The sequence below is a fragment of the Catenulispora yoronensis genome, assembly GCF_039531695.1.
In the GTDB taxonomy this organism is placed as follows: Bacteria; Actinomycetota; Actinomycetes; order Streptomycetales; family Catenulisporaceae; genus Catenulispora; species Catenulispora yoronensis.
Genome location: NZ_BAAAQN010000089.1, coordinates 1 through 19388 on the forward strand (window position 1 = coordinate 1; position 19388 = coordinate 19388).

Consider the following 19388-nt stretch of genomic DNA (forward strand, 5'->3'; position numbering starts at 1 on the left):
TCAGGTCTGATCGCTGCTCTACCGACCCAGCCCGGGCCAATCAGATCGAAACCCAGCATCTGGGATGGCCAAGAGGCCGGGCCACTTCTAGCCGCCAGACCCGGGCCACTTCAAACCGCTACATACACCCGACGCAACGTCCGCGACTACGAACGCCTCCCAGAGGTCTCCGAAGCCCTGATCACCTGGGCTGCGATCCGCTTGATGACAAGGCGATTGGCAGTCGGCTAGGACTCGGACGGCCACTGCGCCGGACGGCCAGCGAGGACGAAGTCCCTGTATTCGTCCTGCGCGACGCCAGCATTGACCCAGCGCTGGCGGACAGCGCCGGTCACCGCCTCCGCCAGGTCCAAGGCATCCAACGCCTGATCGGCAATGCCGACCTCGATTCCGAAGCACTCCTCCCCGTCGGGTCCGGGGAAGTTCGGGAACTCCACCAAGTCGAAGAACCTTTCGTTACCGATGTCCTCAGACTCGTGAAGCATGGCCACGAAGCCACCGGCTTGCGGCACCACCTCGACCCAACGGACGCTCGGCACCGCTGAGCCCTCCACCACGCCGAGGAACTGCTCCACGCTGCTCCCGCGACGCAGCGCGCCCACAGCGAACGACTCGATCAGGTAGCGCATCGGCTCAGCATAGGCCGCCGTCGACAGGCACCGTTCGGAACAGCGTCACGGTGACACCAACCCGAGCGTTCGGAAAACCGTCACAGATCTACGGCCATGCCTTGACCTGCCCAAATGAGCTATGAAAACACGCTCTTACGGCTTCACCCATATCGTCACGTCGAATGCCGTCGGCCCGTAGTCATGGGCGATCGACTTGACGGTGAGTATCGCGGGTCGGCCGTTCAAGCTGAGCGCACGCACCTTGTCGCCGGGATGGATGTCGATGATGCCGCCGCCGGAACTGATGACGGTGTCCCGACACTGCCTGGAGGTCAGGATGCCGCCAGAGGACCACAGCGCTACCGAGTCCGTTACCTGTCCGCGCGTCGCTGCACCCATCGCCACGTCCGGATTGGCCTCCCGATAGTCGTAGTGCGGCGGGTCCCCGTCGAGCAGCAGTCCACCGCCGGCCTTCAACGTGAGTGATCCAGCCCAGTGGACGACGTCGACGTGCGGCACGGCTTGTGCGGTGGCCGTGGCCTTCACGACTGGCTGCGGCTGGGCGGACGGGCCACTCGTCACCGCCTCGTACGTGGCGACGCCTGACATCGAACATGTCCGAATCTCCAAGGACTCAGACATCTGACAAGGCTGCCGCGTCAAGGCCTCCAGCCGGCGTAGGCTTCGAGGCATCGTTGGACGAACGGACATCAGCGCCACCCTGGAGCCCACAACCTGTCCTGCCATGAGGATCCGGACCATAGCAGAGGCTTGATTCACACAACGTGGAGCGATTTCCCGGTTCGGGTCAGAGTTCTGGCTGTGCCGGCGACGGTTGCGTGACCGCCGACGGGGTCGGCGGTTCCAAGCGCTTAACGAGGTCGGCCAATGCGATCTCGAGTTCGGCCAGAACCGCGGTGGTGGAGAAGCCCAAGGCGAGGTTGATAGTGATCATGTGGGTGTTGTCGTGGGTTGTGTGCGTGTAGATCTCTGTGATCGCGGGACGCTCAGTGGTGAGTCGGCGCAGCATGGCGCCCTTGATGGCGAGCCCGAGGCCGTGGCCGCGGAAGTCGGTGGCCACGGCGGTGTCGCCCTGGACGGCCAGGTTGGGCTGGTTGGGCCAGAGTTCCAGCTCGGTGATGCCGGCTATCTGTGCACTGGCGGTGTGGACGGCTGCGATGACGTGGTTCTGGACGTCACGATCACGCAGATCCGCCTCGTGGGCGCGGACCCGTTCCGGGGTCCAGGCCTCGGTCTCCAACGTGGTGTCGCCTCGCGGGGCGTCCAAGATCGCGGTCCGGGCTCGGGCGTACTGCGCCAGCAGCGCCTCGGGCGCCGCCCCGGTCCAGTGCTCCAGCCGGAAGCCCTGAGGGACGGGACGTTGCCACAGGGCCGGGTCCACTTGGGTGAGCGCCAGGATTTGGCGGACGTGCGCACGTGTGCGCACGAAGCCCAGCTGTCGTGCCCACAACTCGCCGGAGGCGTCGGCTTTGACGCCGTTGGCGCCGACGACGGTGCGCCCCTCGGCGGCCAGGTCCGGCAGGATGGCCTGCAACAGGCTGGTGCCCATGCCCCGGCGTCGCCGTTCCGGCGAGATGGCGACTCGTACGACGGCCGCGTGGCGGTTCTCTCGCTGCGGATACATGGCTGACGCGGTGCCGACGATCTGACCGTCCTCCCGTACCACCCATCGCCTGATCGGGCCCAGCGCCGTGACGGGCTGGCTTGTCAGGTGGACGTACTCCTCGAGCGTCGGCTGCGGCTGTTCGGGATGGTCCACTGTCATGACGGACCGCGTCACGTCGAAGTGTTCGGCGAAATCCTGCTCAACGGCGGACGACGGATCGAACAGGCTGAACTCGATCGGCACTGGTGGCTGCCTTTCTCAGGGGAGTGGTCGTCGACGCGAAAGCTACTGTCGCCATCATGACGAGAGCGAAACCGAACAGCCCCATAAGGGTCATGATGAACAAGTGAAGGACGATCGTGGCGCCCAGGGCATAGCGCCGAGCGGATGCGCCGCCGAGCATGGCGGTGCCGATGCCGACTTCGATGGCCAGCGTCGACCACATCGCGGCCGAACTCAGCCAGCCATGCCGCAGGAGGCTGTCGACCGCAGGGCGAACAAGGCCCGGAGCGCCGAACTGCGGATCCTGCATGATGATGCGCAACGCTTGCCCGCGGCGCCACGCGGAGTGCTGCATTTTCATGATGGCGGCGCTCAGATAGACGATCGCGACTTGCGCGCGCAGAACGAGGTGTGCGGCGTAAGCGCTGCCCCGCCAGTGTGGTGCGAGCGGAACCCGGCTTCGACCCCAATGCGTTCGGCGGGTATCCCCCAGGCCCTGGGGGATGAGGAGCTCGCACACTATCTCGGAGATCGAAGCAGCGCCGTCGGCGATGGTTACACTCGTGCTCACACTGAAGGCGATGTACCAGTGGGGTATGCACAACCATCGGGGCTTCACACCGATCATCACTGCCGTGAGGACGGCGACCGCGACCATCCGGGCCGACGGGTTCGGGGTCGAATCCCCTCCGGTGACGCACCACATCGAGATCCCGTTGATGCCTCCGCACGGTCCGGGCAGGTCTGGATGGGGCACGGCGAGAATGAGATCACGATCAGGAGTGAACAGGATGCCGCAGAGCTGTGCGAAGGCAAGGAGCGAGCGGGCCGTGGCGAAGACCGGGGTTCGCGGATCGAAGCGGGCGGCTGATTCGAGAAGTCGCCTCATGCCGCGCACGCCAGGCGGAGAACTGCGACTGTCGTATCGGGTTCCGTCCCCGGGGAATTCTCCGGTGCGGTAAGAACAAAAGCGACCGGTCCGCAGAGCGAGGCCGGGTCCACCCGATTGACCAGTGACAACGGAGCGGCATCCGAAAGGCAGCCGGCCGTTACGGAACCGCCACAGGAGTGCCAAGACTCCGCGGGAATGAGACTTCTGATATACGAGGCTTCGCGTGAGCCCGCCATGGAGGCGCCGGTCAAGCCCCACAGGGTGCTCGACGACATCTGCCGAGGGACCAACGGCGGCGCCGTGGTCGGATCCTGGTCGAGCTGGAAGACCGAAAGCGTCGGCAGGTCACCGTAGTTGGCGAAGAAAGCCCAGCCCTGCGGCCAGATCGAGTGAAAAGCTAGGCGTGCCGGGCGGACCGCCGCGGGTTCCGATTTGTGGAACAACTGAAGGCTCAGCGTGGAAGTGAGGAGCGTGGCGAGGATCGCGAGGGTTGTGATGAAGCCGAGGGTGCTGCTGCCCTCGGGAGCCTCGCCAGTTGCTGCGGTTCCGGTCATTCCCGGATTCAGATCCCGAAGTTCAGCACGATGTGGTCTCCAGCCGGTGATGCTGTGCCCGCGGCCTGGCCCGCTCCCGTCAGGGCGATGACGGACAGGGCGATGACGGACAGGGCGGCGAGCGTACCGGTCACCGCAAGAATGATCTTGTGCTTCATGATATCGATCTCCCTTCGTGCACTGGTTCGACTACTCTTGGGATCAGCTTGGACCCTGTGCCTGCCGAGAACTTCATCCGTGCAGGTCGGCGATGCGTGGGGCTGACTGTCGGTACCTGCCCTGTCGGTAGCGGCATGATGGCCTCTTGTGCTGATATGCCTGGCCTACCTGGCGGTGACGAACGCGTTCGCCGCGCTGCGGCTGTTGCCGATGAGTGATCGTGACAAGGACGTGGAGATCCTCGTCCTCCGGCATCAACTCGCCGTTCTGCAGCGGCAGCTGGGTCCAACACGACCCAGGTTCGCCGGTGCCGATCGGGCGTTCCTGGCAGCCCTGATCGCACCGCTGCCTTCGACGGTACTGCATCGCCTACAGCTTCTGGTCCGGCCGGACACTGTGCTGCGATGGCACCGTGACCTGATGCGGATCCGCCACGCCAGGGCCAGCCGTCCGAGGCGAACAGGCCGGCCGCGTACGGTGCGCTCGATCCGCCTGCTGGTGCTGCGGCTAGTGAAGGAGAACCCGCAGTGGGGATACCGCCGGGTCCACGGCGAGCTGGCCGTGCTCGGCGTGAAGGTCGCAGCCTCGACGGTCTGGGAGATCCTCAAGGCCGAGGGTATCGACCCCGCCCCGGATCGGGCTGTCACCACTTGGGCGGCGTTCCTGCATTCCCAGGCCGACGCCATCTTGGCGTGTGACTTTCTGGAGACCGTCACCCTCACCGGTCAGCGCCAGTATGTCCTGGCGGTCATCGAGCACGCCACCCGCCGCATTCGGATCCTGGGCGCTACTGCTCACCCCACCGTTGACTGGGTTGCCCAGGCCGCCCGGAACCTGGTCATGGATCTCCAAGACGCAGGGGTCGTGGTCAGGTACCTGATCCGGGACCGCGACGGGAAGTACCCACGGGCTTCGACGCGGTCCTGAACGATGCGGGCATCCAGACCGTCCTGTCCGGTGTCCGGATGCTGCGCATGAACTCGCTGATGGAGCGTTGGGTGTTGACCTGCCGCCGTGAGCTCCTGGACCGAGTCCTGATCTGGAACACCCGCCACCTCCTGCACACCCTGCGCGAGTTCGAGGTCCACTACAACACCCACCGTCCCCACCAGGGACTCGACCAGGCCGCCCCGCTGCGCGCGGTCCCAACACCCATCACGGAGCCCGACCAGATCAACAGGCTGAGCATTCTACGCGACGACCGCCTCGGCGGAACCCTCCACGAATACCGGCATGCCGCCTGAACTGCACGGATAGAGTTTTCGGCAGGGACAGGGTGCCGACAACCTCGGCGAGCTGCGATGATTCAGGGTTGTGGCGTTGAAGCTGGTCTATCTCGTGGTGAGTCGCATGTTCGCGTGGGTAGGGCTCGCGGCGCGGGATTCATCGGGTAAGGATGTCGAGATTCTGATCTTGCGGCACCAGCTCGCCGTCGCGCAACGCCGTGATCCACGGCTCGCCCGCAAGCTCACCTGGGCCGACCGCGCGTGGCTGGATCTTCTCGCGGGACTGGTACCCGGGCACCGGATCGGCCGCATCCGGTGGATCGTCATACCCCAGACGCTGATCCGCTGGCACCGTGATCTGCTGCGCCGCACTTGGGCCCGCCGATCCGCACGGCCCCGGGGCGCCCGCGGACCCGCCGCGACATCAAGGCACTGGTTCATCGGATGGCACGGGAGAACCCCGCGTGGGGATATCGCAGGATCCACGGCGAGCTGGCTGGCCTCGGGATCCGGGTCGCGCCGTCAACAGTGTGGGAGATCCTGAAGCGCGCGGGGATCGATCCCGCGCCACGCCGCGATGCCGGGCCGACTTGGGCCGCGTTCCTACGATCCCAGGCCGAAGCGATCGTGGCCTGCGACTTCGTGGTCGTGGACCTGTTGAACGGATCCAAGGCCTACGTGCTGGCGATGATCGAGCACGCGACCCGCCGGGTGCGGATCCTCGGTGCCACCTTGCACCCGACCAGGGAATGGGTGGTCCAACAGGCCCGCAACCTCCTGATGGACCTGGACGACGCCGGGGCGCACGTCCGGTACCTGGTGCACGACCGGGACGCCTCCTTCTGCGCGGCATTCGATGCCGTGTTCGCAGCCGCCGGTATCGAGGTGATCCGGACCGGGGTCGGGGCACCCCGCCAGAACTCCCTCATGGAACGCTGGTTCCGCAGCCTGCGGGCCGAACTCACAGACCGCACACTCATCTGGAACGTTCCGCACCTCATGCGGCTGCTCCGCGACTACGAGGCCTTCTACAACGGCCACCGGCCCCACCGCTCCCTCGGCCAAGCCGCCCCGATGCGCCAACTGCCAAACAATCTCATCGATCTGGAGCAACTCCGCATCCGACGGCACGATCGCGCCGGAGGCCTTCTCCACGAATACCACCAGGTGGCATAGGTAATCGGCACCCTCAGGTGTAACGGAGCCGTACGGCATACGAGCCCTGGCTGGCTCAGACGGGGCCGGGTGAGAGGTGGACCGTCGGCCTGCCTGGCCGACGGCAAGCCCGGTCCGCAGCCGAATCCTGGCGCTTGATTCAGGCAGGATGCACGTTTCGGCCCTCCCTAGCAGAACTGGGGGGATACCGTGGCTCGATGGCAGCTTGTGCGAGTAGCCATGAGAGCAGCTGTCGCGGCGACTCACCTGGACAGCGCCTGTGCGCGTGCCTGATCGGCCCTCGGAGGTTCGGCAGAGGGCACGACGAACGTGCGCCGTCAGCTGGTCAGCTGCGCACGGTGGGACCGCACCGCCGCTCCGCCGGGTTTTGGTCTGGTGTTCCATACAGTTGAATGAGCGTTCTGGTGTACCCAGAGGCGAGCGGTGGGGGTGGATGAATGTCCGGTCGCAGGCGCGGTTCATGGTGGGCCGCAGTGGTCGGGCTGATCGTGCTGGTGGGCATCGTTGCTTCCACGCTGCTGGGCCTGGCGACGAACGTCGCGTCGGGGAGGCAGACGTGGCCGGTGCTGAACTTGATACGGCAACATTCCTGGCGTGCAACGGCACTGCTCACCACGATCTTAGGTGTTGTAGCACTGCTGGGACCGTGGCTTTCGAGTCGGATGCAAGCCGCCAAGGATGGCGGTGCGGGCGGCACGGTCGAACAGCTGCAAGCCGCCGCGGCTTCCTTGCGCGAATCGTCCAGGATTTCCTGGACGCAAGAGGCACGCATGCGGTCAGTGTCTTCGGTCCAATTGCCGCCCCAGTGGTCGCTGAGCACGCGCCCCGTTCAGGGTACTGGCGTCGCGATCGCACAAGCCCCGGCTGAAGGCGGGCTGGAAGATCTGCTGGAACAGCTCGGGTCGCCTCCCGACCGGCAGTTGGTCATCCTCGGCGAACCCGGGTCGGGTAAAACCGTATTGGCAATGCTCCTGGTGCTTACGTGGCTGGAGCGGTGGCAGCCCGGCCAACCCGTGCCGGTACTGCTTCCACTGTCCTCCTACCGGCCCAGCAGCTCGCTTCGACAATGGATGGTTGCCCGCCTCCTGGAGGATTATCCCGATCTTGCCGATGTAGCCGCCTACGGCCCCAATGCGGCTGCCCGTCTGATCGATAGCAACCGCGTCCTCCCCGTATTCGACGGGCTCGACGAGATCTCAGTGACCGACCGCGACGAGGCGATATCGGCAATCGACTCTTTCATCGGAGCAAAGCCGCTGATCCTTACCTGCCAGGGCGAGAAGTACCAAGCTGCGGTCAATGCGAACGGCCAGCACCTGCCAGGAGCCCTGGTCATCGAGATGAAGAAGATCCAGGTCGATCTCGCGATCGCCTATCTGCGCAAGAGCGTGAACGACCGATGGGAGCAGGTCTTTCCCCGGATGCGGGCCGAACCTGAAGGCCCCGTCGCGGAGGCACTCACCACTCCCCTGATGATCTTCCTGGCGCGGATCGCCTACGCCAGCCCCGCGACAGATCCGGAGCTGCTGAAAGATCAGTTCCACAGCAGGGAGCAAGTAGAGGACCACCTGTTGCGGCGTTTCGTCCCGGCGACATACGGCTCTCAGAGGGATCCGAAATATCCCGCAGACCTGGCCGAGCGGTGGCTGAGGACCCTCGCGCGCCGCACGCAGAATCTACGGTGGTAGGAGCTGCGCTCACGGTTCGCCGCGGTCGTCCCGATAACGCTGTTCGTCGGAGGTACCGCTTGGATGTTCGCATTGGCTTGGGGCGTGCCAGGGGCCGAGGCCAGCACGGTCATAATGATCCCTGGTACAGCCTTGTCATGCATGATGCAGTGGGCGGAAATCAAAAGCGATGAACGTACGCTGGCCACTCCGCTGAGCGACCTACGCCACCACCGAATGATCGCTGGATTATGGGCGGCCCTCTCGGGGCTGTGCGTGGGTGTTGCTCTCGGAGTCCTGTCCGCCTCTGTCTTCGGCGCCAGCAGCGGAACCGCAGTGCGCTACGCATCGGTGCTCGGACTGACCTGGGCACTGGGCACACTCAGCAGCAGCGCATGGGGCACGTTCACGATCACAAGATTCTGGCTCGCTCTGGCAAGACGACTGCCATTCAACCTTTTGAGCTTCCTCCACGACGCACATAGACGTGGAGTCGTTCGACAGGACGGAGCCATCTATCGGTTCCGACATGATCGCCTGCAAGAGACCCTGCGCAACAACACCGCGCCGGCGGATGCGAAGCCGGCCGCCCCGGAGCCGCCGGAGCCGGAGCCAGCCGCCCCGGAACCAGCAACTAACTCCGTGCCAAGCTGGTTACGGCACCTTCAATATGTGCCGTTGGCCAGGTTGGGCGTCCAGGTGTCCTCCGTAGTCGCCGTATTCGCCCTTCTCGGTTTGGCGTCCAGCACCGTGGACCTCAATTACCAGTCGGGGCAGAAGCCGTCCCACGTCGTTGACATTCAAACGTGTAGCGGCATAGAACAAAGCTGCATTCCCCCGGAAATCTGGTCCTGGAGTGTGCCCAGCGGGTCAGAGGTCTTCAGCGCGTTTACACTCGTCCACCCTCGCAATGCCGTCTATCCACTGACCGGATTCTACGGATCGATGAAGGTGACCGGCTGTTCCGGCGCTGCCATCGAGGTGGTGATGCGGACGGACGCGCAGCGCTGGACCATTGCCACCGTACGTGACGGGCACGAGGTGCTGCCGTCGATACGCGGAGCCCTGCCATCGTCACTAAAGGTCTTGACCTTTGAGTTCCGTCGTCTGGACGCGAAGCATTGCACTGCGGCGCTCCGCTGGACTGAGCCGTCGCTCAGCGCCGACGCGTTCTTCTATCTGAAACAACGACTATCGCACTGAGAGCTGATCGTCGACGTGACTCCGTCAGCGACTCAATGATCTGATGCGACTCCTGAGGTAGACGCCAGTGAACCGCTTACTGAGCCTGCCAGCCGTGATGCATTCACGCTCGGAGGGGTTCGGTTTTGGCCGAGAATAACCTGGATTCCTCCCTGCCCGTTGCTCACCGCGGGCAGGAGTCAGGATTCGCGCGACTGTGGCATGAGTTACAGCTGGCCGTCTTGCGCTATCTGAAGTGCGTTTTCGGCGACGCCGCCGAAAACGCTGCTTCCGAGGCCTGGCACCTGTCGCTGCCGCTGCTCCCGGCCGCAGTCCTGGTGTGCGCGGTCGCCGGCGCGCAATTCGGCCACTACTTCGGCCCGCGGTTCGGCTGTGCGCCTGCCGAATTCGTCGTCCGTGCAGGTCAACGGCATATGTAGGCTTGGTTTGGAGGGGTCGACGGGCATCGAATCTGGTGCTGTGGTCTCGGCGAGGTCTCGGGCATGATGGCCCGTTGTGCTGCTGCGTCTGACCTATCTCGCCGTGACCAACGCCTTCGCGGCTCTGCGGCTGCTGCCGATGAGCGACCGGGACAAGGACGTTGAGATCTTGGCACTGCGTCATCAGCTCGCGGTCCTGCAGCGGCAACTCGGCCCAGCGCGGGTTACGTTTACCCCCGCGGACCGAGCCTTTCTTGCAGCGCTGCTGCAACCTCTATCTCGTGCCTCGTTGCGCCGGCTGCAATTGATCGTCAGCCCGGACACGGTCCTGCGATGGCACCGCGATCTGATGCGCCGACGCCATGCGAAAACCTGCCGGCCCCGGCGGGCGGGGCGTCCGCGTACGGTCGCCTCGATCCGGCGGCTCGTGCTGCGCCTGGTCCGGGAGAACCCGAGTTGGGGTTATCGCCGCGTGCACGGCGAGCTGGCCACCTTGGGTATCAAGGTCGAGGCCTCGACCGTCTGGGAGATCCTCAAGGAGGAGGGCATCAACCCGGCACCCGAACGCACCGCCACGACATGGGCCGCGTTCCTGCGCAGCCAGGCCGACGCGCTGCTGGTGTGTGACTTCATCGAGACCGTCACACTGACCGGGCAGCGCCAGTACATCCTGGCCGTAATCGAGCACGTCACCCGACGGGTCCGCGTGCTGGGCACCACAGTCCATCCCACCGCCGCCTGGCTCACCCAAGCGGCGCGGAACTTGGTCATGGACCTGGAAGACGCTGGAGCCACAGTCAAGTACCTGATCCGCGACCGGGACGCGAAGTTCCCGCCGCTGTTCGATGAGGTCCTCGCACAGGCGGGGATCCAGGTCGTGTTCAGTGGCATCCGCATGCCGCGGATGAACTCGGTGATGGAGCGGTGGGTGCAGACCTGCCGTCACGAACTGCTGGACCGCACTTTGATCTGGAGCCAGCGTCACCTGCTGCACGCCCTGCACGAGTACGAAACGCACTACAACCGCTAACGCGCTCACCAAGCGATGCAGCAGGCCGCTCCACTACGTGCAGTGCCCGCACCGATCACCGATCACCGATCCACAGCGAATCACGGACCTCGACATCCGCCGACACGACCGACTCGGCGGCATCGTGCACGAGTACCGACACGCCGCCTGACATGCCTCGACGACATTATCGGCAGGCGCAAAGTCCGTGCGTGTCGAAGTACAAAAAATAACCGGACCGGGTAGCGAGCCCCGATCCGGCGGAGAATATGTGCGTAATTCCAGTGTCCGAGGGGCGTCATGTACTTTACATACACTAGTCCGGGGCCCCATTTGGGGCATATTCCCCGTCGGCTTACCGTTTACGCATCTGGTCGACTTCACCATGTAGCCGTGGGGTTCACCCCTCACCTATGAGAGTAGCGCCGCCGGGTTCGTCTTGCAACCTCTTCGTGGAAAGACTTTGGGATTCGCCTCGGCGGCGTTCGATGTGTCTCAATAGCTCCACGCACAGCCCGTTTCGCTTCCATCCTGGCCGTTCAACCCCGTCTGCGTTGGCGTTGGGAACGCTGGTTCCACACTCGGCGGAAATACCAGATTCGATATATAGGCCATTGAGGTTATCTCTTATTTCGCTGCGACTCAAACAAATGCATGTAGTGGCGATTTTCCTATGCCGGTCGACGCTTCAACATACTGAACGGACAGGTGTCGAGTTAGCGCGACTCTTATCCATACCAGAGCTGATACTGGCTCGACGTCGCTACGGTCTTATCGGACTTCTCTAGATTGCATTTGTCGCAAAGGAGCTGAAGGTTCGTGATGTCATTCAGTCCCCCTTGTGCCAACGGGACCATGTGATCGAAGTTCTTCTTCGATAGAAGACTTAGCAGTCCCGTGAGGTCTCGATGGCAGGCGACGCAGCATCCACGGTCCCGGAAGAAGACGGCCCGCCTGGCCCATTCCGGTGGGCTCTTGCGTCGAAGTACTCCCTCTCGCTTGAGCAGTTTGTGCAGATCGACGGTGCCGCCGTCGTCACCGTCTTCTGTCTCAAAGTCAAGAGAGAGCTGCTGCACGTATCCGGCGAGGTAGAGGTTTAGGTTCAGGAGCGCGCTGCGGTTGAGGAACATAATGTAGAACACCTCGTCGGCCAAGCGCTCCATGACCGTGTCCTACACGGCGGTCCATCGGAGGTCGACGATGTAGCCGTAGTACGCGTTCGCGATCGCTGTCTGGTCTTGGCCTACGGATGCCGGGGGCGTGAACGGGTTCGTGTCGATTCCGTAGTGGTACATCACCGCGTCAATCGGCAGGACCCCCAAGGTGTGGCCCGACGCTTGCGGGAGCGTCATCAGGTTGGGCCTCCCGTTATCGCCGTCGGTATCGGCTTCGAAGAGTTCGTCGGCCATGTAGCGGATGAACTTGTTCAGGGCGGTCGATCCCTGCCACGGCGACACGAAGTCCAGGATCGCGTTGTCGAGGGTGAATGCCTCGAGGAAGTGGTAATCGGGTTGCGCGAGCATGCGCTCGACCTGGTCGGCGAGCTTGTAGGTCCTGAAGTAGCCGTGCTCGAACCAGCCAGCGCTGCCTGCGTTTCGCGTCCCGCCCATGAAAGTCCTATCTCCGTTCGTCGGCTTAATCGAGATCCGCCGCGAGTCCGGACCAGGGGTAGGACATCCATGCCTGGTCCAGGATCGGGTTTGCGCGATACGGCAGGTCGGCCATGACTGTCGACAGCGCCCAGGTTGAGCGCTCGGCATCGGCGGCCAGGTCGATGAGGAACTGCGGGATAGAGGCGACGTCCAGCATGACGAGCGTCTCGATCTCAGCTGCGCTGGCGATGCTCACCGGGACCGTCGTCGCGGGCAGCAGCTGGCGGTGGTCGAGGCTGTTGGCGATGTGGAACGGCTGCAGTGTGGCCGTCATGCCCAGGATCATCCGGTCGGCGGGGATGGCGCTGAAGGAGGGATGGCGCCGGCGGATGAGGTCGACAGTCGTGTCGATCTGTTGGTGGGCCCTGGCGAGCTTCTCGGTGATGTCGCTCAAGGCGTCCAATTCACCCAGGCGCATTGGCTGCGTCGGCAGGATCGATTTGGCTTCGATGACAAGGACCAGGTCATCAAACACGACCATCCAGTCCGCGCTCTCGCATGTCCCGCCGGGCCCTGGATACTTGATCTCGCCGTGTACGGCGGCGCCCGGCAGGAGACGCAGCTGACGCCCGATGTACTGCTCGAACAGGTGCCCGACATCAGCGGGGAACGCATTGCCGAAGTGCTCCCGGCCGGAGAGCATGATGCCCCACGGGGTGGCCTTCTCCCACACCAGGTCAGGCGCCGGGCACAGGTAGCCAGGGCCCAGCCCGGTCACCATGGGGCGGGCTCGCAGCGGGTTGTACTCGAACCGCCGAAGCTGCAGATCGTATCCGGAGCCGCGACGGACCCTGGCGTTGACGAGACGGTCGTTGTCCTTCAGCCAGGCGGACGAAGCCGCGAAGTGTTTCTCGATGACCTGCAACGTGATTTCCGGGTCGAGATACGCCGACGTGAACTGCTCGAGTCGGGGGTCGGCCGCGAACTGCTCGACCGACGGCAGCAGACGGGGGTCGAACCAGCCGGCATGGTCCAGGATGACCGACCACAGCAACTGGGTGATGCCGACGTACTCGGTCAGCGAGCAGCCGTACATCGCGGTATCCCAGCCGTTGTTCAGGTGCTGCATGGGTTTCACGGAGGCGGTGTGGACCAGCATGGCGGCGCTACGGGCCAGATCGTTGCGCTGGAACTCCTGCCAGATCAGCTGCTGTCCGGCCATGCGCAGCAGGAACCTCAGCCGGTGTTCGACCGGGTCCTGGGCCGTGCGGAACGGGTCGTCCAGTTGGCTATAGGCGTTCAGGATCGTAAAGAGGTCCTGGTCGCCGGCTTGGCGGCTGCGGTACTCGTTGCCGTGTACAAGCGAGACGCGTGCGGCATCGGCCAGCGCCCACGGCGTGTATTTGCGCCCAGGGCTGTTCAGCCACGGATGCTGCTCGCCTGGCCGGCAGTAGACCGCTGCCGCTGCAGCGATCCGCGGCAGCAGGGAACTCGGTGGAAACCGCCGAATCAGCTTTCGGTACTCGCCATCTTGGACCATGGGGTTCGTTGAACTGGGTACCACAGGGCTATTTCACCGCAGAGCACTGACAGGGCGCATGCCGATATCGCGCATGAACCACTGGCCAGAGGGATTGAGCCGATCATTCGTCAGCCTTCTGCAGAGCAACGGCTCGGCGGTCGCCAGCCGCCGCCAGCCCGTCGACGATGCGCCGCCACCGCGCCCGCTCTTCTGGGCTCATAGGGTGGTTTGCTACCTCGCTTAGCCATCCAGGCAGAAAGTAGCTGTGCCTTGCGACAGCTTTGTAGTTCCCATCGAGCACGAGTTCGACCCACAGCAGGCCCGTGGCTGTCTGCCACGACACCGATGCGCATCGGGCCAACTGAGCTACGCCGTCGGCACTTTGCGGGTCTCGCTGTGCGAACGGAAGCCATCGCGTGAAGAGGTCGGCGATGGCTTCGGGGTCGATCCACCCTGACCGCGCGGTGCCGAGAGTGGTGTCGACATCCGAGTCCATGAGGTCGACCTGTGGCGTCGGCAGGAGCATTTCGACAGCTCGGTCATAGTGGCGGCCTTGTTCGTCGTGCATGGCCACACCAGCTTCCGCAGCGTCCAGCACGATGATCATGATGCGGCGCCACTGCGGGAGCAGCGATCTGCGCAAGGCCGCGTCATAGGTAAATACGAGGGCCAGGTCCCGAAGAGTCTCCGACAGGACCGCCTCGTCGGGGCACAGGGACATGACGTAGGCCTCAAGAGGTTCAGGACTTCCTGCAACGCTGGTCTGTACGAGGGCGCGGGCGACAGCTAACCGCTGTCGGTCGCCGTGGGTGGCGTAACGCTTGGCCTTCCAGTGCCTGGCAACACGGCTGCGAGTCTCGACGAGCACCTCAAGAAGCCGTCCGGCGGCCCCAGAGACGCAGCTGCTTGTGTATGACGCCGGGGCTGTGGCAACCAGCGGTGCATCCAGGCGGCTTAGGAGCAGATCCTCGGTGGCGACGTCAGGAAGGGTCTGTTCGTATGGGCCCGGAAGGTGCTCAATGGGCCGCCGCTGTGTGCGCAGGTCCCAGCTGCCGAGGCGGCAATCCTGCAGTCCAGCTTGCACGACGTTCCACAGCAGCTCGTGGTGGCACGGTGCAGGGCCTGCCGACTTCCTGCAAGGGGCGGTCCAGACGCGATACGTCCCGTGGGCGAGAGCCAGACGCACCTCGTTTGAGCGGCTGGTCGAGGAGGCCAGCAGGGCGTTGGTGAGTTGGTCTCGGTCAATGGCGAGGTCGTCGAAGCCGAGAAGCAGGAGAGCAGGCAAGGCTGCCGCCGCAGATCGATCGGCGCCCATTGGGTAGACCGTGGAATCGTAGGCCATCGCGTCGATGAAAGGGCTGTTCGCAGCGTCGACGATCGCTTCGGCAGCCCAGCGCAAGTCGTCCTCGGACAGTGCTACCCGGTTGTCTGCCGCAGCCAGGATGGCGGTGGCAGCGACTGCCACGACGGGGTCAGCGGCATAGAGCGGGCCCGAGTCCGGCGGATCGGCCGCGAGCCGGCGCGCGGTGGCGATGTCTAACGCGAGGGCGTGGATGTCCACTACCTCAGGGGGACCGACAGGCGGGGCGTAGGTGTTCTGTAGGCGCATGGCTTCGCTGCCGTGGGCCACATCGTTAAGTTTCGGAGCGATCGCCTCAGCGATGTGCGCGGGGTGCTTGTACTGGATGAACCTGTCGGACCCCTCCTGGACGATGGGGTAGTTCTCCGGTCTGAATAGGGAGGCCCAGATTTCCACCACCTGCAAGCGTTCGGGGGTCGTGGCGTTGTATCCGGAGTTGGCGCAGCGCAGTAGTTCGTCGCCGATTTCGTTGAGTTGCGCGAGCCGCATCGAGTCCCGGGCCAGTAAGGCACGCACGGTCATCTCCGAGGCCACATCGCCGAAGGAGAGGCGGCGGCGCTCAATGCCGGTAAGGTCAGCTGCGTCCTGTCCTTGTACGTGCATTATCGCTTCGTGCACGACCCTGGCGTTTTCCAACTGCCACAGCTCGGGGTTCGTAAGCCAGCTGTCGAGTAGCTCGCCGGCAGTCTCGAGGCGTCGGACGAACAGCCCGATGACCAGGGCTGGCATGGCCAGGTTGCCGCAGTCGCGAAGCAGCGCGCCAGCAAGGTCGGCCAACGGTACGCCACGGTCGTCCAGGAGGTGGTCGGCGAAACGCTCGACCGCCAGCAGTGCACTAATACACGGCGGCGGTCCGGCACTGGAGCCGCGGTACCAGCACCAGACTCCAACGTCGCCGACGTACCAGCGTTGACCGTCGCCGAGCAGATCCAGCTCCAACCCTTCAGCGGTCTCCTGCTGGGGCTGCGCCGAATAGCTGAGAGTGTGTGGAGTAGCCTCGATCGCTGCGGCATGGTCCAAGATGCGATTGATCAGAGCGAACGTCTGCGCAGGGCGAGTTCGAAGCAGATGGAAAAAAGGGCCGTAGCACCAGGCGGCCATTGGATCGTTGAGCGAGCCGCCCGCTTGGTGGCTGCGGATGCCGCCCTCGAAGTCGATGCCAAGTTCGGTATGGCGATGGTCGATGTAGTACGCCTCCGCAAGGGTCAGCAGCAGGTCCGGTTGATGCTGCGATAGAGCGGCCGTCGCGCCGCTTTCCTCCACCGCCGGTCCGAGCTCGAAGCCTCCGTCATTCACCAGATCCATAAAGAACGTCTCGACACGATCGTCAAGATCAGGGCCCAGGGTCGCCAACGCTTCAATGGCGAACTCCTCCCGCGCCGGGGCATAGCGCTCAATCAGCGCATCACGTACCTGTCGGCGGAGGCCATGGCGCGGTCTGCCCTCTGCAATCAGACCGCGAAGGTAAGCCAGCACGATTCGCTGGGTCTGCCTCGTGAACTCATTTTGGTCGTAAGAGCGTTCGTGACCGAGATCATGCTCTCTGCAGAAGATGAGCGCCACCAGCGGCTCTAACACGATCGGATCGCCAATGCCGAGTCGGACGTAGCGCTGTAGCGCCAGCCGGACCAGGATCCGCAGGGCAACGCTGTCGTCAGCAATGAGATCCGGCCACACTGCGGCCATCGTCGACTGCGCGGTGCGGAAGGTGAGGAGCGCTTCCCAGGGCAACTCCGCCCACCGCTGGCCGTGTTTCGAGGCAACATCCTCTAGGTCGGTCCTGATTTGACGCAACGCAGCCCTGGCATTGGGGCCTTTGGCCAGGCGGAGCTGACATGCAAGTCGTGTGGCGCGTAGCGCCCACCGCGACCCGTCGGCTTGCGTCAGGAGGCCGAAGCCATGGGCGGCCAGCAGCACCGCCACTGCGAAGTCTTTGATGATGTCGGTTGCGAACTCATCGCCCGGGCCCCACGCACTGGTCGGGTCTGGAACCAGCAGCAGGCCATCTGAACGTAGCGATGCTAGGGCACGCGATGACGGTAGATCGCCCGGATCAAGGCCGAGCTGCTGCCGGGCAAGCCACAGCATCGTGCGCTCTCGGTCATCCGGTGTGCCGCAGCCGGGCCGGGCGATCTCATCGTGACGTACCCAGCCGCGCCAAACCGCGACGAGGACGTCCGCCTCTGATACCAGTCCATCGGCGTCGATCGTCGCATCGGATCGCAGCAGCAGGTCGACGAGTCCTGGCCGGGCGAGAATCCAAGCCGTTCTTGTGTCGCCGACGAGTCCAGCGAGTCTAGGGAAGGACGCCGAGATCTGGTCGACCTCAGTGGGTTCCAGATCGGCAACTTCGTACTCTGTGACTGTCTCGGGCCGGTTCGCCACCTCCAAAGCTCTGTTGAGGCATGCGGTGGTTTGCTTTCGGCCGTCGTTGCGGGTGACACAGACGATGCCCAGACCAGCGCGTAAGGCTGTAGTGGCGATCTCGGTTAGGAGCTGGTCACGGCCCGCCAGCACTGATTCGCAGCCGTCGAGCACCAGTAGTCGGCCTCGGCCGACGGCGGTCGAGGCCAAGACCTCGGTCAGCATTGCGCCTAGTCGGCTTTCGAGGTCCAACACGGAATCGGGTAGACCGCTAAGGCTCAGTGTATTGACGGCCCATTCATCTTCCGTCAGCTGTTGCGCCGCTTGGAGTGTGAGCGCTGATTTGCCGGCGCCTGGTTCTCCTGTCACGACAAGCGCGCCGGGACTCATCCCAACGGTCGTCATCTTTGCGCTCAGTGTCTCGCATGCTGCCGATCGCGCCAGCGTGAGACTGGCAAGGCCATCGCTGAGGGTCGCTCGGGTTCGATCCCGCAGCCGACGTGACAACGCGTCCAATACCCGCCACGCCTGGGCATGTGTTGATGAGCGTGGCAGAGTGGCGCCTGCAAGATCGCATCGCCCGTCTCTGGCCTGAGCGCCTGTATCCGGAGGGGGGTCGGGGTCGACAGTGGTGGCCGCCTGTAGTAGGAGCCTGCGGACGGTGGCGTAGGTCGCATGCCGCGGGGAGTCGACGGCGACGATGCTCTTGTGGTCACCAGGCAGCGCCGAGGCGTCGGGGAACATTGCTTGTGCCGAGGCCCGGGTGACCACGCCGTCGGTGGAGCCGGCGTAGACCGAGAACGGGATCCTGCAAGTCCGTTCGGTGGGAACCAGCGGGGCGTTGACGATGTCTCGGTGCACCCTACGCGCCGCGTCGTTGACGAGCTCGTTGAACGGCCGTAGCTCAACCTCCTGCGGGTGGCGGTGGACCAGGAACCGCCTCAGGGTCGACAACAGCTGCGAGCCCGTGTTCGGTGTGGCCAGCAGCACCACCCGCCGGATCCGCGCCAGCTCCAGGCCGCGGCCGTCAGCCAGCATCCGCTCCAGGTACCGCTGGATCACCAGGCCGCCCTGCGAATGGCCCACCAGCACCAGGCGCTCGAAATTGTCAGCCTCGGTGAGCAGGTACTCCCTCATCGTGTCCGCCGCCGTCGAGATCGATGGGAGCGTTTTCGATGGCTTCAACGGCCCGAACGTGGCGGTCGCATACTCGAACCGCTGCTCAGGCTCGCACACCAGCCGAGACAACTCCTCATCTTGGGCCATCACCGAGGCGAACCCGTCCCACACCCGGGCCGAGGAGCGCACCCCGTGCACGAACACCACGCCCAGCACCCTGACCCACTCTCGCACCAGACACGCACCGGCAGAACGCCGGGCGGCGCTCCGCGCCGAACATTCTCCCGCAACTACCGCTCGCGATGGAGTGAACCACACCAGCCTTTCACCACGCAGATTCACTTGCTCCAGGCCAAGGCACCGCTGGCCTGGTGGCAAACCAACAGTGGATGGAAGTCAGTGCGGTTCACTCGCACGAGTCGCCTCTGAGCCTTGTCAGCGATGAGCAACCCAGTGGCGCATCGCAAGCTCTACGTGACTGTTTTCCGTGGCCGGAGATACCGGCCAGCGAATTACGATCGGACCAAGCGCCACAGCTACGCCGCGCAGTGCCACCTTACGCCCGGATTGCCGGATATACGAAGCCTTGAGACACCAAGAGCAGAAGCTATCGGGCGACTGACCAGCGGCAACAGGTGGTGCACCATGGCGAGGCGGAAGCAGGTA

Annotated in this window: 15 protein-coding genes and 3 pseudogenes; 7 read left to right on the forward strand and 11 right to left on the reverse strand. The window is 64.3% G+C overall.

Features of this window, described 5'->3' with window-relative positions:
* Positions 1-129: 129 nt before the first annotated feature.
* Positions 130-219: pseudogene (locus ABD481_RS42870) on the forward strand (IS5 family transposase); the annotation flags it as partial.
* Between the two features lie 8 nt (positions 220-227).
* On the opposite strand, the gene ABD481_RS42875 reads toward ABD481_RS42870, so the two are convergent.
* The 6 genes from ABD481_RS42875 to ABD481_RS42900 form a co-directional block, all read right to left on the reverse strand.
* On the reverse strand, positions 228-629 hold the full coding sequence (locus ABD481_RS42875; RefSeq protein ID WP_344671672.1) for a hypothetical protein: 402 nt from the start codon (positions 627-629) through the stop codon (positions 228-230).
* Between the two features lie 135 nt (positions 630-764).
* Positions 765-1253 (reverse strand): hypothetical protein, encoded by a 489-nt coding sequence (locus tag ABD481_RS42880; protein WP_344671673.1) that lies wholly within the window; start codon positions 1251-1253, stop codon positions 765-767.
* Between the two features lie 166 nt (positions 1254-1419).
* Complete coding sequence (locus ABD481_RS42885) at positions 1420-2481, reverse strand: GNAT family N-acetyltransferase (RefSeq protein ID WP_344671674.1); 1062 nt, start codon at positions 2479-2481, stop codon at positions 1420-1422.
* Entirely contained in the window at positions 2438-3349 is a 912-nt protein-coding gene (locus tag ABD481_RS42890) for an HTTM domain-containing protein (protein WP_344671675.1), read from the reverse strand. Before ABD481_RS42890 ends, ABD481_RS42885 begins: the two co-directional genes overlap by 44 nt.
* Positions 3346-3906, reverse strand: a complete 561-nt coding sequence (locus tag ABD481_RS42895; protein WP_344671676.1) for a hypothetical protein — start codon at positions 3904-3906, stop codon at positions 3346-3348. Before ABD481_RS42895 ends, ABD481_RS42890 begins: the two co-directional genes overlap by 4 nt.
* An 8-nt stretch (positions 3907-3914) precedes the next feature.
* Complete coding sequence (locus ABD481_RS42900) at positions 3915-4064, reverse strand: hypothetical protein (RefSeq protein WP_344671677.1); 150 nt, start codon at positions 4062-4064, stop codon at positions 3915-3917.
* A gap of 148 nt (positions 4065-4212) precedes the next feature.
* Between ABD481_RS42900 and ABD481_RS42905 the strand changes: the two are divergent.
* Positions 4213-5309: pseudogene (locus ABD481_RS42905) on the forward strand (integrase core domain-containing protein).
* A 139-nt stretch (positions 5310-5448) separates the two neighbouring features.
* On the opposite strand, the gene ABD481_RS42910 reads toward ABD481_RS42905, so the two are convergent.
* Positions 5449-5643 carry a hypothetical protein gene (locus ABD481_RS42910; protein ID WP_344671678.1) on the reverse strand — a complete coding sequence of 65 codons (195 nt, stop codon included), beginning with the start codon at positions 5641-5643 and terminating at the stop codon, positions 5449-5451.
* 92 nt (positions 5644-5735) lie between these two features.
* On the opposite strand from ABD481_RS42910, the gene ABD481_RS42915 reads away from it, so the two are divergent.
* The 5 genes and pseudogenes from ABD481_RS42915 (at position 5736) to ABD481_RS42935 (ending at position 10937) form a co-directional block, all read left to right on the forward strand.
* The gene (locus ABD481_RS42915; protein ID WP_344671679.1) at positions 5736-6467 is read left to right on the forward strand and encodes an integrase core domain-containing protein; all 732 of its coding nucleotides are present in this window, start codon (positions 5736-5738) and stop codon (positions 6465-6467) included.
* Between the two features lie 473 nt (positions 6468-6940).
* Positions 6941-8155, forward strand: coding sequence for an NACHT domain-containing protein (locus ABD481_RS42920; RefSeq protein ID WP_344671680.1), 1215 nt, complete (start codon positions 6941-6943; stop codon positions 8153-8155).
* Between the two features lie 141 nt (positions 8156-8296).
* The gene (locus ABD481_RS42925) at positions 8297-9337 is read left to right on the forward strand and encodes a hypothetical protein (protein WP_344671681.1); all 1041 of its coding nucleotides are present in this window, start codon (positions 8297-8299) and stop codon (positions 9335-9337) included.
* A 125-nt stretch (positions 9338-9462) separates the two neighbouring features.
* Positions 9463-9756 carry a hypothetical protein gene (locus tag ABD481_RS42930; protein WP_344671682.1) on the forward strand — a complete coding sequence of 98 codons (294 nt, stop codon included), beginning with the start codon at positions 9463-9465 and terminating at the stop codon, positions 9754-9756.
* 76 nt (positions 9757-9832) lie between these two features.
* Positions 9833-10937: pseudogene (locus ABD481_RS42935) on the forward strand (integrase core domain-containing protein).
* Between the two features lie 556 nt (positions 10938-11493).
* Here ABD481_RS42935 and ABD481_RS42940 read toward each other — a convergent pair.
* The 4 genes from ABD481_RS42940 to ABD481_RS42955 form a co-directional block, all read right to left on the reverse strand.
* The gene (locus tag ABD481_RS42940) at positions 11494-11928 is read right to left on the reverse strand and encodes an HNH endonuclease (protein ID WP_344671683.1); all 435 of its coding nucleotides are present in this window, start codon (positions 11926-11928) and stop codon (positions 11494-11496) included.
* A 9-nt stretch (positions 11929-11937) separates the two neighbouring features.
* The gene (locus ABD481_RS42945) at positions 11938-12375 is read right to left on the reverse strand and encodes a hypothetical protein (RefSeq protein ID WP_344671684.1); all 438 of its coding nucleotides are present in this window, start codon (positions 12373-12375) and stop codon (positions 11938-11940) included.
* Positions 12376-12400: 25 nt separating this feature from the next.
* Positions 12401-13897, reverse strand: a complete 1497-nt coding sequence (locus tag ABD481_RS42950) for a hypothetical protein (protein WP_344671685.1) — start codon at positions 13895-13897, stop codon at positions 12401-12403.
* A gap of 103 nt (positions 13898-14000) precedes the next feature.
* Complete coding sequence (locus ABD481_RS42955) at positions 14001-18929, reverse strand: hypothetical protein (RefSeq protein WP_344671686.1); 4929 nt, start codon at positions 18927-18929, stop codon at positions 14001-14003.
* Positions 18930-19388 lie beyond the last annotated feature (459 nt).